We start from the raw sequence: 13,968 nt of genomic DNA, 5'->3' as shown, positions 1-13,968 counted from the left end.
GCCGCCTCACTCAAGGCCGGCGAGAAACGTTTTCAGCAGGCGGTTGAACTCGGCTTTGTCTTTTTCGCTGATGGCGGCAAGCAGCCGGTGCTGGTTTGCGACATGCGCCGTCACCGCCGCGTCCACCGTCGCAAACCCTTTTTCCGTCAAGGCAATCAGCACACTCCGCCGGTCATCCGGATTGTTGATCCGCTCCACCAGTCCTGCTTTTTCCAACTGGTCGATGCGGTTGGTCATGGTGCCTGAGCTGACCATGGTCATTTCAAGCAAGTCGCCGGGCGAGAGTCTGTACGGCTTTCCTGCCCGGCGTAGCGTTGCCATCACATCGAAAGCTGAAGAGGACAATCCGTGTTGCAGCAGAACGGTCTCAACCTCGCGGCTGAGATGGGTGGCCAGACGGTGCAGACGGCCCATAATGCCCATGGGTGCGACATCGAGATCAGGCCTTTCCCGTCCCCATTGGGCCAGAATGGCGTCGACGTGATCAGCTTCGGTTTTTTGACTCATGAACGAAAGATATCAGCAAGTCTCTTGACGTCAAGATAAAGATGCGTACACTGGATTTATCTTGATATAGAGATTCTTGAAATGAAGAAATATGCGCATAACATCTCTGACGTCGCCTTGACGGCAATCGCCCCCGCCATTTGGGGGAGTACCTACTTCGTCACGACCCAGTTTTTGCCGCATGGCTACCCTATGCACGTCGCCATGCTGCGTGCCCTGCCTGCAGGACTGCTGTTGCTGCTGTTTGTTCGCAGGTTACCGTTCGGCATCTGGTGGGGCCGGGCGTTTCTTCTGGGTGGGCTGAACTTCGCTGTCTTCTGGGCCATGTTGTTCGTCGCTGCCTACCGTCTGCCCGGCGGAGTGGCGGCCACTGTAGGCGCAGTACAGCCTCTGATCGTCATCGCGCTATCGCGAGTGTTTCTGGCGCGTCCCATTCGCGCCTTGGCGATCGCCGCCGGTATCATCGGCATGGCAGGCGTGGCATTCTTGGTGGTGACACCCCATGCGGCGTTAGACCCCGTTGGGATTGCAGCCGCTCTTGCCGGTGCTGTCTCCATGGCGTTCGGTACGGTCCTGACGCGCAAATGGCAGCCGCCGGTCTCCAGCCTGACATTTACCGCGTGGCAGCTCACGGCGGGCGGCCTCTTGCTCGTGCCGGTCGCCTGGTATCTCGAGCCCGCTTTGCCCGCACTCAGCGCGGCAAACATTCTCGGTCTGGCATATCTCGGCTTGATCGGCGCGGCCTTTACCTATCTCCTGTGGTTTCGCGGGCTTTCGCGCATCGAGCCATCGGTGGCGGCATCACTCGGCTTCTTAAGCCCCGTGGCAGCGACGCTTTTAGGCTGGCTGGCGCTCGGTCAAAGCCTCGCGCCAGTCCAGATCGCCGGTTTTGTCATGGTGCTGTCCAGCGTGTGGATCAGTCAGAAAACTATGGCGCCACGCTAGACCTCGTCAGGCCCACTCGCCCTTGCGCATCACGGGTACCGCGGTGCCATCGTCTCTGACGCCATCGATATCCACCTGGTCCGAGCCGATCATCCAGTCGATGTGAATGAGGCTGGAGTTGCCCCCCTGCGCCTTGATCTGATCCTGCGTGAGTGACGCACCATCCAGGAAGCACTTGGAATAGCATTGACCCAGCGCGATGTGGCAGGACGCATTTTCATCGAACAGCGTGTTGTAGAACAATATGCCGCTGGCGGAGATGGGGGAGGAGTGCGGCACCAGGGCCACTTCCCCCAGACGTCTTGCGCCCTCGTCCGTATCCAGAACCTTGTTCAGGACGGATTCGCCCTTGGACGCTCTGGCCTCCACGATGCGACCTGCCTCGAACTTGACCTGGATATCGTCGATCAATGTGCCCTGATGCGACAGCGGCTTGGTCGAGGACACGTAGCCATCCACCCGCAGCGCATGCGGCGTGGTGAAGACTTCTTCGGTCGGAATGTTGGGATTGCAGGTGACGCCATTCTTGGCGACAGAGGCACCACCGTGCCATTCATGGCTGTCTGCCAGACCGATGGTCACATCGGTGCCGGGTCCGGTGAAATGCAGGGCGGAGAACCGCTCGCCATTCAGCCACTTGGAGCGCTTTGCAAGGTTGGCATTGTGCTCAGCCCAAGCGGCAACCGGATCGGCCAGATCGACGCGTGACGCCGCAAAAATCGCATCGGCCAGCTTCTTCACAGCCTCGTCTTCGGGAATACCCGGAAACACCTGTTTGGCCCAGGATGGATTGGGGTAGGAGATGATGTTCCAGTTGATATCGAAGTTGGAAATCTTCTCGAGGGCTGGCTTGTAGGCTGTGGAGTTCGCCTTGTTGGCGCGTGCCACCTTGGCTGGGTCAGCATCGGCCAGCAGCATCGGGTTGTCGCCGGAGATGGCCAATCGGGCAGCTCCGTTTGCATAGGCTTTCGCCATGCCTTCATAAAGCCAGCCGGAGGCCCGGTCGAAATTGGCGTCACTGGCATGGTTGTAACGCGCCAGTGTCGTTTCCTCGTCGGAATAGAAAGCCGTCACCAGACCGCCGCCAGCCATATAGGCGTGCTTGGTCAAGAACCGCACCAACGGCAGCGCAGCCAGCGGTGCCGTGATGACCAGATCCTGGTCCTTCTGCAATTGCAGCCCGACCTTGATCGCAACTTCAGCCAGCTTTTCCAGTTTGACGGGATCGATGGGGGAGACTGTCATGATACGCCTTCACGTCTGTATTGAGAGGCGCGAAACATAGCCCATTCACCGCGAAAGCCAACCGGCTTTCTGCTATTCGGTCATGAGCGGCGCGGCGATGGCCCTGAGAACGGCCTGTGCATCGGCAGGTGAAAGCCGGACCTGCAATCCCCGCTGGCCGCCATTCATATAGACGAGATCATGGTGCATCGATTGGTGTTCTATGGCCGTCGGCACCTGCTTTTTCTGGCCGAAAGGGCTGATGCCGCCGACATGATATCCGGTGGCGCGTTCGGCATCGGCTGGCTTCATCATATGGGCAGATTTGCCGCCAAAAGCCGCAGCCAGCTTCTTCATGCTGACCTCATGATCGGAGGGTACGACAACGCAGACCGCCTTGCCATCGACCTCGGCCATCAGGGTTTTCAGCACCAGATGCGGTTCGGCACCGATGGCTTCTGCCGCCTGAAGACCGATGCGCTCCGCATTTGGATCATAGTCATAGGTGATGGTCGTGAAGGAGATACCGGCTTTGGTCAGCACCTGAGTCGCGCGTGTCGTCTTCGACATGGATCTCGCCTAACCGAAAAGCGCGGCATAGGCATCAGGCTTGAAGCCAACCGTGATCTTGCCCTTTGCCTCCAGAACCGGCCGCTTGATCATGGAAGGCTGCGCCTGCATCAAGGTGATGGCCTTTTCGCGGTTCAGATTGGCCTTGTCGGCCTCATCCAGCTTCTTGAACGTTGTGCCTGCGCGGTTCAGCACCGTTTCCCAACCCGTTGCGTCGCACCACGCGTTGAGGTGGGCGTCATCAATCCCGGCATTCTTGTAGTCATGAAACACATGGTCGATGCCCCTCGCTTCCAGCCAGGTGCGCGCCTTCTTCATCGTGTCGCAGTTCTTGATGCCGTAAATCGTAACCGTCATATCATCAACCTTTTCATGCCTGCGCCAGACATAGCAAAATCTCGAACGCTTTCAAATCGCATCGAGCCATGCAAATTTGCACGGTCTGACATCCAAATGAGTTCGAGCTGCGCTGCATGGCTTGCCTGCTATATCATGAGTTGTGCAAAAGCCTTCGCATGCTCATATTCTGGGCAACACGAAGGAGATAACCACATGCGTAACGTGACCAAGACATCCCGTAAATTCTTTGGCGAAACTTTTGCCGTTTTCGGCGCAGCTCTGGCCGTTTCCGCTGCTGTTCGCTCCCACCGCAAGCCAGCAGGCGCTGACCTCGACGCACTCGGCATCGACCGCACGGCCTTCGACAAGGTTCAGCTCTAAGCCTGAATTCTTGTTGGCTGAGCGGCAGCGTTTCGCCTGATAAATATTAGATCAATAAAAAGCCGGTCGATGTGTTTTCATCGACCGGCTTTTTCATTGCAGAACTGCTGACTTTATTCCCACTCGATCGTGCCAGGCGGCTTGCTGGTCACGTCATACACGACGCGGTTGATGCCTTTGACTTCGTTGATGATGCGGGTTGCCGCGCGTCCCAGGAAGTTCATGTCGTAAGGGTAGAAATCTGCCGTCATGCCGTCCACCGAGGTTACGGCGCGCAGGGCGCAGACGAAGTCGTAGGTGCGGTAATCGCCCATAACGCCGACAGTCTGCACCGGCAGCAGCACGGCAAAGGCCTGCCAGATGGTGTCGTAGAGACCAGCCTTACGGATTTCATCGAGATAGACGGCATCGGCCTTGCGCAGAATATCCAGCTTTTCGCGCGTCACGACACCGGGGCACCGGATGGCGAGGCCGGGGCCGGGGAAGGGGTGGCGGCCGATGAAGCTTTCGGGCAGACCAAGCTCGCGGCCAAGCACGCGCACCTCGTCCTTGAACAGTTCGCGCAGCGGCTCCACCAGCTTCATATTCATGCGCTCTGGAAGACCGCCGACATTGTGGTGGCTCTTGATGGTGACGGATGGACCGCCGGAGAAGGACACGCTTTCGATGACGTCAGGGTAGAGGGTACCCTGCGCCAGAAATGCGGGCGCGCCCTTGCCGTCGGACGCGATCTTGGCGGCTTCGGCCTCGAAGGTCTCGATGAACAGACGACCTATGGTCTTGCGCTTGACTTCCGGGTCGGAGACACCGGCCAGTTCCGTCAGGAACACGTCTGACGCATCCACATGCACCAGAGGAATATTATAGTGGTCGCGGAACATGGTCACGACCTGATCGCTTTCGGCCAGACGCATCATGCCGTGATCGACATAAATGCAGGTCAGCTGGTCGCCGATGGCTTCGTGGATCAGCACCGCGGCAACGGAGGAATCGACGCCGCCCGACAGGCCGCAGATCACCCGCTCGGTACCGACCTGCTCGCGGATCTTGCGGATCATCTCGGCGCGGTAGGCTGCCATGGTCCAGTCTGATTTCAGACCGACGATCTTGTGCACGAAGTTTGACAGCAGCTTTGCACCGTCAGGCGTATGCATGACCTCCGGGTGGAACATGGTGGTGTAATAGCGGCGCTCTTCATCGACGGCGATCGCAAACGGCGCGTTTTCGGATGTCGCGGCCACTTCGAAACCATGCGGCAATTGCGTCACCCGGTCGCCATGGCTCATCCAGACCGGGTAGCGTCCGCCCAGTTCCCAGAAACCGTCAAACAGCGGGCTTGCCTTCTTGATCTCGATATCGGCACGGCCGAATTCCGCCGCGTGCCCGCCTTCGACTGTGCCACCCAGCTGGGTGCAGAGCGTCTGCTGGCCGTAGCAAATGCCCAGGATCGGGATGCCGGAATCGAACACAGCCTGCGGTGCGCGCGGGCTCCCCTCTGCCGTCACGGAAGCGGGACCACCGGAGAAGATCACGCCCTTGGGTGCCAGCTTCTCGAACGCATCTGCGGCGTTCTGAAATGGATGGATTTCGCAATAGACTCCGGCCTCGCGAACACGGCGCGCAATAAGCTGCGTCACCTGGCTGCCGAAATCGATGATGAGGATGCTGTCGGGATGGGCTATCTGGGTCATGGCGAGCCTTTAAAGAAATCCGGGGCTTTAGGCAACCCGTGACATGGCCTGAAAAGCCAGAAAATAAGCGATTTAGCAAGACCTTTAGAGCGCGATCTCGCCATCTTCCACGGCGCGACACAGCCTGTCGACCGCTTGCGCCAGCTTCGCGTCGATCACGTCCAGATATTCCGTCCAGTCATCGATATGGCTGACATCCGCCTTGCCATCGGAGATACCGCGCAGACCGATCAGTGGAATGTCGAAGCGCTGGCAGGCCCGTAAAACGGCAAACGTCTCCATCTCCACCATATCAGCATCTACCCCGTCATAGTCCGCACCCGAGACGACATTGGCGCCGGTGGAAAGCCGCGCTTGCGCCACCTCTGGAATGCGCAAAGGCAAAGCGATTTCGGCAGGAAGATCGACAAACGGCGTGCAGCCTTTCTCGAACCCGAAGGCGGACGCATCCATGTCACGATAGGATACGGAGGTGGCCTGATAGACCTGCGCCTGCTCCAGCGTGCGCGATCCGGCAGAACCCAACGACACAACGAGATCGGGCAGACTGTCCCGCATCCGCAGTTCGGCAAGCGCGGTCGCCACCGAAACAGCGGCTTCCACCGGGCCAACGCCCGTCATCAGCGGTGTGAAACGCGCTTTCAGGTGCGGGCCATATTCGGCATCGGCAGCCATCACGAACAGCAGACGTTTGCCCGCCACATCGACAGTGTCATCCGTCATTCGTCGAAGCCTTCGCGGCCCTTCATCACCATCATCGTGCCGGTCATGGAGGCAATCAACTTGGCGGGTCCATCGGACAGCGCATAGGCGCGACCGTCTGCGACGATGATGTTGCTACCCGGCTTGGTGATCTCTCCGCGAAACAGAAACCGCTCGCCGCGCCCCGGCGACATAAGATTGACCTTGAACTCGATGGTCAGGAGCGAAGTCTCCGGCGCGATGATCGTATAGGCGGCGTAGGTGCAGGCGGTGTCCAGCGCGGCTGCAATGACACCCGCATGCAAAATGCCGTGCTGCTGCGTGAGTTTGGCATGAAACGGCAGCTCGATTTCCACCAGCCGGTGCTCGATGCGTGAAATCTCGGCGTTGATCGCCTGAACGACGCCCTGACGTGCGAAGCTTTTTTCTATCCTCTGGCGAAAATCGCCGGGATCGGTGAAATTCATTCCCCTGCCTTTCCTGTTCTTTGAAAAAACATGGCGCGTTGATCGCGGCATGGCAAGGGGAGGCTGGGTGCTAATTCAGATAAACGATGCTGGCATTGAGCAGTGTGGCGAACGCAACCCACACCGCGTAGGGCACGAAAAGCCACATGGAGATGCGGTCGCGCGTGGCGGTCATGAGGATGAACGCGACGACGCAGATCAGCATCGGCACGATCAGGATCAGCGCGCCGGCGGGGCTCTGCATCGTGAAGAAGATCGGTGACCACATGAAGTTCAGCAGCATCTGGCTGCCCCACAGCTGCATGCGCCCGCCCATGCGGCTTTGCAGCCACGTGCGTGCTCCAGCAATCGCGATCATCACGTAAAGTGCCGTCCAGACAGGCCCGAAAATCCAGTTGGGTGGATTGAAAAAGGGCTTGTTGAGCGACTGGTACCATTCGCCCGGCACGTTGTTCATGCCGATCAACGCGCCGGTGGTCACGACTGCCAGAACGAAAAGGAAATAGACCAGCGCTTTTTTCATAGACATGAAATGCATAGACGTGCCTTCTGTTCCGGTGTTATTTTAGCAATTTATCAGGCAAGTCTCACAATGTGCTGGTCCCACGCCACAGCACTGGTTTTGGTCCCGAATTGCCCGTCATAGGACGAGGTGACGATGCCTTTTGTCGCAGCTGCCACACCTGCGGCCTCGCGAAGCGCCGTCTCGCCGACAACCCTTCCGTTTTTCTCATCCAGCATCACCGTCGCATTGCCATTGGGCGATGTCAGGCCGACGATGCCGTCGTTTCGATTGATGGCGATGGCCCCGACATAATTGGCCAGTCGCGCGGTGGTTTCTTCCGGCAGGTCGATGAAATGGAGATCATCACCCTTGGAAAAATACCCCACCAGCGGCGGCAAATCGTTGCGCGGCCCCTCATACTGACAGGCAAACCAGATGCGCCCGTCACGTCCCAGATCGACATGGCGGGTTGAAAGCTGGCGCAGGTCTTTCGCAAGCCCATGCCGCTGGATCAGCCGCCCCGTCGCCGCATCGAGCAGCACCAGCGAAGGCTCCATCGCATCGATGTTGAGTTTGGTGCGACCAAAATCGGGGTGTGTCTCAATGCCGCCATTGGCGATGATGATCATCCGCCCGTCATCGCTGACAGTCATGTCATGGGTGCCGATGCCGCGCGCATCATATTCACCGATGCGCCTGAAGCCATCACGGGCATCGTAGAGACCGATCACACCACGATTCCTGTCAAAGTCGTTTTCGCTGGCATAGAGGATCGATCCATCCGGTGAAAACTGCCCGTGGCCGTAAAAATGCCGGTTCTCGGGCGTGTGCATCACGATGGGTTCGTGCCGTTTGGCCGGGTCGAATGCCATGAAGAAGGTGCCGGGCCTGCGAGCAAAGGCCACCGTCACGCCGGTTGCACGGCTGGTCGCCATGCCATGGGCGCGGGAGGGCAGAACCAGCCGATCGATGATCTCTCCCGCTTCGCTCACCGTCGCAACGCCGTAGGAACCGTCGCGGTCGCGGAAAGCCGAGGCGAAGACCGCATCTGTTCGCTCCAGCGCATAGAGCGAGCGCGGCGCAAGCGTTGCCAGAAACGGCAATCCCGCCGCCTTGATGAACGTGCGGCGATCGATCAGCAGTCGTTTGTCCCTCGCCACCCTTCAATCTCCATCCGCGAACGAAAAGCCGGAGCTGAGGCCGACGGCCCCACCATACTGGTCGTTGATGCGGTAGATAAGGTCCTTGCCGTTCAACAGAAGATAATCGACCTTGGCGCGTTCCTTGTCGTCATCCAGCGCCTTTTCCACATCGGGCTCGATAGTGCCGGACACGCGGACCATCGATTTGGCGATGAAGTCGATAGAGCCCATGATCGAGCGCTGGTCGGGTGGCAGAAGTTCGTTCATGCCTGCCTTGTGCAGCAGCGTCTGAACAGCGAACACGTTGTCGCCGATGCTCTTCCATGTCAGGCCCGATCGCCAGTAGATCGCGGTGCGCGGAAATTTGGCATTGTCCGGGCCCTTGTAGAAGGTTTCGATGCGTTGGTCGCGAATGGCTTCCGATCCATGGACCAGAATGCCCAGCAGCGCCACCAGCGCTTCTCGCTCGTCACGAAACACCGGATTGGCAGGTCCGGGTTCCTTCCAGTTCTTCGCCATCCCATCGGGCGCGTCCCAGAGTTCGGACAGTTCCTTGCCGATATTGGCAACATTGCCCGCAATGGCCGCGCCATAGCGGCAACGGAAGCCGTTCCTGTCCGTCAGAATGGCGTCCGCACCCGTGCCGTAAAGCACATATTCCAGCGCACCAAAACCCTGCGCCGCAACGCTTTTTGCCCGCAACCCCTGCGGCGTCGTCACGCTCTCGTCTTTTTCCGAGAGATACCGCTGCACCTGCTTGAGGCCGAGACCCTTCTTGTCGGGATAATACAGCACCCGCTCGAAACGGTTCTGCTCGATGACGGGGCCGACGCGGACGATCTCGATGCCCGCCCATGCGTGGGCCGCATCCGCAAAGCCTGCTTTCGCCGCCGCCATCGTGTCTGCGGAAGGCGCGGCGCACAGCGCCTGCATCTTCCCCTCCAGCGCCTCGGCGCTATCGCGAAAACCGTCATAGCCGGGGCGAATGAAGCCATCCACGGCCTTTTCCATCACGCTGCGGACTTTCACCGGGTCCAGCGGTGGCGGCGGCATCAGTTCCACATCCTGCGCAATTGCATGGCCGAAGCTGCATAGAAACGCGAGTGGCAGAAGGGCGTGAATTTTTCGCATCGCATTTTCCATCAAAGGGACTCCAGAAATTTGAGCAAAGCCTGCCGATCGGACTTTTGCAAGGCAGCAAAATCATCGCGCGCTGTTTGCGCCTCGCCGCCATGCCACAAGATCGCTTCGCTCAGGCTGCGCGCGCGCCCGTCATGCAGGTAAAAACCATTGCCATTGACGGCTTGCGTCAGGCCAATGCCCCAGAGCGGCTGGGTGCGCCATTCCTGCCCGCCCGCTTCGCCCACCTGCTGACCATCCGCCAATCCCTCGCCCATGTCGTGCAATAGAAAATCGGAATAGGGCCAGATCAGTTGAAAAGAATGCAGCGCATCGTTGGCGTCGCGCTTGGTCACGAATTTCGGCCTATGGCAGGACGCACATCCCGCCTCATAGAACTGCTGCTTGCCCCGCAGAACTGAGGGGTCATCGACATTGCGTCGCGCGGGGACGGCCAGATTCTCAGTGTAGAAGGTCATCAGATCCAGCACGGGCGAGGGCGCTTCCACGTCGCCCAGTCGCTTCTGCACACCGGTCGGCATGGCCAGACAGTCCGGCTCCTTGTCCGTGCAGTCGCCAAAGGCATTCGGCGTATCCGGCGAGGAGATGCCGATATCATGGGACAGCGCATTGGCGGCCTGATCCCGCACGCTGGCATTCTGCGCCTTCCAGCCGAAGCGACCGAGTTTCAATTCACCTGTCCGGTGGTCCCGCACCCATGCCGGTCTGCCGCCGTCAGGCCTGGCATTGGCCAGAATATCTTCGTCTGTGATAGCCTCGATCAGGCCCAGACCCAGCGTCGGCTGGGCAATGCGGGGAGAGAGCGTCGTGTCGGGCTCCAGCGGTCCGTAAGTCAGCCCGTTAATAGTATATGTGGGCTTTCGCAGCGATACGGTCTCTCCGTCGCCAAGCGTGACCATCTGCTCCTCATAGGAGATGGTAAGCTTGCCTTCCGCCTTAAGGCCCGGGACGGCAAGGTTCTGTAGCTGCCCACCATAGGTCGCATCGGGAAAGTTCACCACATCGTGGTCGCGGATCGCTCGTAATTCGTCCGGGGTGCGTGCGGGCCGCGCCAGGCGCAAAAACATCGAAACCGCGTCTTCATTCTCCACCGGTGGACGCCCGCGCCCATCCTTGATGTGGCAGGTCTGGCACGACCGCGCATTGTAAAGCGGCCCCAGCCCGTCGGAGGCCTGCGTGGAAGACGGTGAAGACACCCACAATTTCTGAAACAGCGCATTGCCCAGCTTGAAATCCTGGCCACGCTCGAAGGTCATATTGGCGGAGGCCTGCGAAAACGGATCGCGCATTTCAGTTGTTGTCGCCGCACCGGCAGACATGGCCTCGGACGGCTCTGCCTTGGAAAAGTCTGTTGTTGGTTGCGTGACGTTTCGGACACGCACTGCGTCTTGCGCAGAAAGGACAGGCTGCTTGCCTGTTTCAGCCGCCGTCAGCAACTCGCCAGTGGCGGCCACGATCAGAAGCGGACAGAGGAAAAGAAGCGACCGCAAGCGTTTCACACCCATCGACCTAAAGGGAGAAGCGGGCCGCATGTTATCAACGCGGCCCGCCTCATTATCCTACTTGAAGACAGCGTTCGGGCTATCAAGGCTGTCGGAGCCTTCGAGCTGGATCTTGCCCAGATCGAGAGCTGCAATCACGCGTTCAATGGTCTTGGTCTGGTCCAGAAGCCCGTCGATCGCAGCCTGCACGGTCGCGTTGCCGTCCTTGTTACCCTCGGCAATCATCTGGTCGTAAGCCTCAACCGTCTGGCCGCGCTTTTCCATGGCGTGCATGGCATCCAACGTCTTGGTCAGCTTGGCCTTCATTTCGGCATCCAGCGTCTTGTCACTGGCGGCAACGAGTTGCGAAAGCGATGGGCCGGTCAGGGTCTTGCCGTCCACGGTCGTGTACTCACCGCTATAGGCGGCTGCGATGCCGATGGCGTCGTTCAGATGCGAGTTGTAGGTGTTGTCGGAGAAGCAATCATGTTCTTCTTCCGGGTCGTGCAGCAGAAGGCCAAGCTTCATGCGTTCACCTGCCAGTTCGCCGTAAGACAGCGAGCCCATGCCGGTCAGAATGGCCGTCAGCCCCTTCTTCGGGTCGGCTTCCACGGTTTTTGCCGCTTCGCCATCCGGTGCCCAGTTGTCCGTCATTTCCTTGAGGTCGGCCACCAGAAGCGTCGAGGCCGCCTTCAGATAATCGGCGCGACGGTCGCAATTGCCTCCGGTGCAATTCTTGGTGTCGTAATCGGTATAGGGTCGGTTGCCCGCACCCGGTCCCGTGCCGTTCAAGTCCTGGCCCCAGAGCAGAAACTCGATGGCATGGTAACCGGTGGTCACGTTGGCTTCCACTTCGCCCGCTTCCGCAAGGCTGCGGATCAGATCCGGCGTGATCTTGGAGGCATCGACCTCTTCGCCGCCGACCTTGATTTTTTTGTTGGCGATGATGTTGGCGGTGTAAAGCTCGTTCTCGTCGCTTTCGGTGCCGTAGGCGCTGTCGACGTAATCGATCAGGCCTTCGTCCAGCGGCCAGGCATTGACCTTGCCTTCCCACTCATCGACGATCGAGTTGCCGAAGCGGTAGACTTCCGTCTGCTGATAGGGAATGCGGGCCTTGATCCAGGCTTCACGCGCAGCCTTCAGATTGGTTTCGCTCGGCGTGGCGATCAGCGCGTCGATGGCCTTGTCGAGTGTCTGCGCCGTCGTCAGCGCGTCCTGATATTTTGCAAAGCCCAGCTCCGCATAATGTTTGACCACGGCTGCCGGGTCGGTCGCGGCGCTGGCGGGAAGTGCAGTGAGGGTCACGGATGTGGCCAGAAGCGCAAGACTTGCGCCAAAAATGGATTTGCGGAACATGGTCTCTCCTATCGGCCCCCTTGTAACGAGGCCGTGAAGGCGAGTTCTGAACCAATCGCAAACTTGTGTCAAATATTCTAGTTTAGAAGCTTTCCAAGCAGGCTGCCGGATTTCGGCTCTTGTCAAATCCGGCAGTCCTGTTGGCTTTAAAACGCTCAGGCGTTCCGCTTCATCGAACAGAAAAAGAAGCCGTCCGTATCGGTCGTCCCAGGCGTCAGCGTTATGGTCTCGCCATCCGCCGAATGCGGCTTGGCGGCATCGGCACCAAAAAGGCCTGTCCAGCGATCCAGTGCGGAACGGATGGAAAACTCCGGGTTCTCGGCACAGAAATGACGAACCTGACGCTCGTTTTCTTCCGGAAGGACAGAGCATGTGACATAGACCAGCTCCCCACCGGGGCGCACGAACATCTTGGCCTCATCCAGCGCCTGCCGCTGCTGCTCGACCCGCTCTTCCAGATTACGCTGCGTCAGCCGCCATTTGGTGTCGGGGCGACGACGCCATGTGCCGGTGCCGGTGCAGGGGGCATCGACCAGAACGCGGTCGAATTTGTTTTGATAGCGTTCCAGGGCCTCGGCGCGGTCGTGAACCTGCACATTGCGGGTTCCCGCGCGCTTCAAGCGTTCGATGATCGGTGCCAGACGCTTGCGATCGGCGTCGAAGGCGTGAACCTGCCCCTTGTTGTTCATGGTCGCTGCCATGGCCAGCGTCTTGCCGCCACCGCCTGCGCAATAATCGAGGATCTGTTCACCCTCTTGCGCACCGGCCAGATCTGCGACGATCTGCGATCCCTCGTCCTGAACCTCGAACCAGCCTTTCTGGAAGGAAAGTTCGGCGGTCACATTGGGGAGACGCGAAGGGCCTTCGCCCGCCGCAATCCGCACACCCTGACGGGCGATGCGCGTGGTCTCGGCCTTCGCGTCTTCCAGCGCCTTGATGACCTTGGCACGCGATGCCTTCAGCGTATTGGCGCGAAGGTCGAGCGTCGGGCGCTCGTTCAGCGCTTTTGCCTGCCGCAGCCAGTCCTCACCGAAGGTCGCCTCGAAAGATGCCTGCACCCAGTCGGGAATGTCACCCTGAACATGGGCAGGCGCGTCAGACAGCGCACGCGAGGCGAAGGCCGACAAAGCCGCATCTGGCAGAGGCTCCGGCGCGAACTTGTCGCCATCGAATTCGGCTGTCAGCTGCTCGGCGGATTTGCCCCATTGGCGCAACATGACGGCATAGCCGAGCGCAGTCGCGCTTCCGTCATCCATCAGCCATGCGTGGGAAAGTTTCATGCGCAGGGCATCGTAAACGATGTTCCCGATAGCGGCCCTGTCGCCGGAACCGGCAAAACGATGCGCCAGTCCCCAGTCCTTCAGCGCGTCGGCAACCGGGCGTCTACGCGCCTCGATATCCGCCAACACTTCGATAGCCCCGGCCAACCGCCCGCCCAAACGCATATTCTACCTCATTCACAATCTGTCCGGGTTGGTAGACGCGAATGGTGTCGAGGGCAAGTCTTCGCCCGGAATT

15 protein-coding genes are annotated in these 13,968 nt (G+C 59.5%); 2 read left to right on the top strand and 13 right to left on the bottom strand.

Annotation, left to right across the window (positions count from 1 at the left end):
- Positions 1–6: 6 nt before the first annotated feature.
- Positions 7–507, bottom strand: a complete 501-nt coding sequence (locus EKM04_RS18715) for a MarR family winged helix-turn-helix transcriptional regulator (RefSeq protein ID WP_183896644.1) — start codon at positions 505–507, stop codon at positions 7–9.
- Between the two features lie 81 nt (positions 508–588).
- Here EKM04_RS18715 and EKM04_RS18710 point away from each other — a divergent pair, with 81 nt between their 5' ends.
- Positions 589–1,452, top strand: coding sequence for an EamA family transporter (locus tag EKM04_RS18710; RefSeq protein ID WP_183896643.1), 864 nt, complete (start codon positions 589–591; stop codon positions 1,450–1,452).
- Between the two features lie 6 nt (positions 1,453–1,458).
- Here EKM04_RS18710 and EKM04_RS18705 read toward each other — a convergent pair whose 3' ends face one another.
- The 3 genes from EKM04_RS18705 to EKM04_RS18695 all read right to left on the bottom strand — a co-directional run bounded on the left by EKM04_RS18705 (position 1,459) and on the right by EKM04_RS18695 (position 3,603).
- On the bottom strand, positions 1,459–2,697 hold the full coding sequence (locus tag EKM04_RS18705) for an aminopeptidase (RefSeq protein ID WP_183896642.1): 1,239 nt from the start codon (positions 2,695–2,697) through the stop codon (positions 1,459–1,461).
- A 72-nt stretch (positions 2,698–2,769) separates the two neighbouring features.
- A complete protein-coding gene (gene ybaK, locus EKM04_RS18700) occupies positions 2,770–3,246 on the bottom strand; it encodes a Cys-tRNA(Pro) deacylase (RefSeq protein ID WP_183896641.1) in 477 nt (158 codons plus the stop codon).
- 9 nt (positions 3,247–3,255) lie between these two features.
- Entirely contained in the window at positions 3,256–3,603 is a 348-nt protein-coding gene (locus EKM04_RS18695) for an ArsC family reductase (protein WP_174151902.1), read from the bottom strand.
- Positions 3,604–3,798: 195 nt separating this feature from the next.
- Between EKM04_RS18695 and EKM04_RS18690 the strand changes: the two genes are divergently transcribed.
- The gene (locus EKM04_RS18690) at positions 3,799–3,966 is read left to right on the top strand and encodes a hypothetical protein (protein ID WP_183896640.1); all 168 of its coding nucleotides are present in this window, start codon (positions 3,799–3,801) and stop codon (positions 3,964–3,966) included.
- A gap of 113 nt (positions 3,967–4,079) precedes the next feature.
- Here the strand turns inward: EKM04_RS18690 and guaA are convergent, their stop codons facing one another.
- From guaA to EKM04_RS18645, 9 genes are all read right to left on the bottom strand, one after another.
- Complete coding sequence (gene guaA / locus EKM04_RS18685) at positions 4,080–5,657, bottom strand: glutamine-hydrolyzing GMP synthase (RefSeq protein WP_183896639.1); 1,578 nt, start codon at positions 5,655–5,657, stop codon at positions 4,080–4,082.
- An 84-nt stretch (positions 5,658–5,741) separates the two neighbouring features.
- On the bottom strand, positions 5,742–6,380 hold the full coding sequence (locus EKM04_RS18680) for a 5'-methylthioadenosine/S-adenosylhomocysteine nucleosidase (protein ID WP_183896638.1): 639 nt from the start codon (positions 6,378–6,380) through the stop codon (positions 5,742–5,744).
- Complete coding sequence (locus EKM04_RS18675) at positions 6,377–6,826, bottom strand: PaaI family thioesterase (protein ID WP_174151906.1); 450 nt, start codon at positions 6,824–6,826, stop codon at positions 6,377–6,379. The genes EKM04_RS18680 and EKM04_RS18675 overlap by 4 nt, the downstream gene beginning before the upstream one ends.
- A 70-nt stretch (positions 6,827–6,896) precedes the next feature.
- On the bottom strand, positions 6,897–7,349 hold the full coding sequence (locus EKM04_RS18670) for a TspO/MBR family protein (RefSeq protein ID WP_183896803.1): 453 nt from the start codon (positions 7,347–7,349) through the stop codon (positions 6,897–6,899).
- A 53-nt stretch (positions 7,350–7,402) separates the two neighbouring features.
- Positions 7,403–8,491, bottom strand: coding sequence for a DUF1513 domain-containing protein (locus tag EKM04_RS18665; RefSeq protein ID WP_174151907.1), 1,089 nt, complete (start codon positions 8,489–8,491; stop codon positions 7,403–7,405).
- A 3-nt stretch (positions 8,492–8,494) separates the two neighbouring features.
- Positions 8,495–9,616: an imelysin family protein gene (locus EKM04_RS18660; RefSeq protein ID WP_183896637.1), complete on the bottom strand. Its 1,122-nt coding sequence runs from the start codon at positions 9,614–9,616 to the stop codon at positions 8,495–8,497.
- Complete coding sequence (locus EKM04_RS18655; protein ID WP_183896636.1) at positions 9,616–11,118, bottom strand: di-heme oxidoreductase family protein; 1,503 nt, start codon at positions 11,116–11,118, stop codon at positions 9,616–9,618. Before EKM04_RS18655 ends, EKM04_RS18660 begins: the two co-directional genes overlap by 1 nt.
- A 54-nt stretch (positions 11,119–11,172) precedes the next feature.
- Positions 11,173–12,450 carry an imelysin family protein gene (locus EKM04_RS18650; RefSeq protein ID WP_183896635.1) on the bottom strand — a complete coding sequence of 426 codons (1,278 nt, stop codon included), beginning with the start codon at positions 12,448–12,450 and terminating at the stop codon, positions 11,173–11,175.
- 155 nt (positions 12,451–12,605) lie between these two features.
- Positions 12,606–13,895 carry an RsmB/NOP family class I SAM-dependent RNA methyltransferase gene (locus EKM04_RS18645; RefSeq protein WP_183896634.1) on the bottom strand — a complete coding sequence of 430 codons (1,290 nt, stop codon included), beginning with the start codon at positions 13,893–13,895 and terminating at the stop codon, positions 12,606–12,608.
- Positions 13,896–13,968 lie beyond the last annotated feature (73 nt).

It is taken from the genome of Rhizobium skierniewicense Ch11 (assembly GCF_023757665.1).
In the GTDB taxonomy this organism is placed as follows: Bacteria; Pseudomonadota; Alphaproteobacteria; order Rhizobiales; family Rhizobiaceae; genus Agrobacterium; species Agrobacterium skierniewicense.
The sequence above is the reverse complement of the archived record's forward strand: the minus strand, read 5'-3'. Positions and strand labels throughout refer to the sequence as shown.

What these genes read in the sequence shown, in the direction of transcription:
- EKM04_RS18690 (WP_183896640.1), top strand. Translation starts at nt 3,799, where the DNA reads ATGCGTAACGTGACCAAGACATCCCGTAAATTCTTTGGCGAAACTTTT.
- EKM04_RS18650 (WP_183896635.1), bottom strand. Translation starts at nt 12,450, where the DNA reads ATGTTCCGCAAATCCATTTTTGGCGCAAGTCTTGCGCTTCTGGCCACA.
- EKM04_RS18675 (WP_174151906.1), bottom strand. Translation starts at nt 6,826, where the DNA reads ATGAATTTCACCGATCCCGGCGATTTTCGCCAGAGGATAGAAAAAAGC.
- EKM04_RS18645 (WP_183896634.1), bottom strand. Translation starts at nt 13,895, where the DNA reads ATGCGTTTGGGCGGGCGGTTGGCCGGGGCTATCGAAGTGTTGGCGGAT.
- EKM04_RS18695 (WP_174151902.1), bottom strand. Translation starts at nt 3,603, where the DNA reads ATGACGGTTACGATTTACGGCATCAAGAACTGCGACACGATGAAGAAG.
- EKM04_RS18680 (WP_183896638.1), bottom strand. Translation starts at nt 6,380, where the DNA reads ATGACGGATGACACTGTCGATGTGGCGGGCAAACGTCTGCTGTTCGTG.
- EKM04_RS18660 (WP_183896637.1), bottom strand. Translation starts at nt 9,616, where the DNA reads ATGGAAAATGCGATGCGAAAAATTCACGCCCTTCTGCCACTCGCGTTT.
- EKM04_RS18705 (WP_183896642.1), bottom strand. Translation starts at nt 2,697, where the DNA reads ATGACAGTCTCCCCCATCGATCCCGTCAAACTGGAAAAGCTGGCTGAA.
- EKM04_RS18710 (WP_183896643.1), top strand. Translation starts at nt 589, where the DNA reads ATGAAGAAATATGCGCATAACATCTCTGACGTCGCCTTGACGGCAATC.
- EKM04_RS18670 (WP_183896803.1), bottom strand. Translation starts at nt 7,349, where the DNA reads ATGAAAAAAGCGCTGGTCTATTTCCTTTTCGTTCTGGCAGTCGTGACC.
- ybaK (WP_183896641.1), bottom strand. Translation starts at nt 3,246, where the DNA reads ATGTCGAAGACGACACGCGCGACTCAGGTGCTGACCAAAGCCGGTATC.
- guaA (WP_183896639.1), bottom strand. Translation starts at nt 5,657, where the DNA reads ATGACCCAGATAGCCCATCCCGACAGCATCCTCATCATCGATTTCGGC.
- EKM04_RS18655 (WP_183896636.1), bottom strand. Translation starts at nt 11,118, where the DNA reads ATGGGTGTGAAACGCTTGCGGTCGCTTCTTTTCCTCTGTCCGCTTCTG.
- EKM04_RS18715 (WP_183896644.1), bottom strand. Translation starts at nt 507, where the DNA reads ATGAGTCAAAAAACCGAAGCTGATCACGTCGACGCCATTCTGGCCCAA.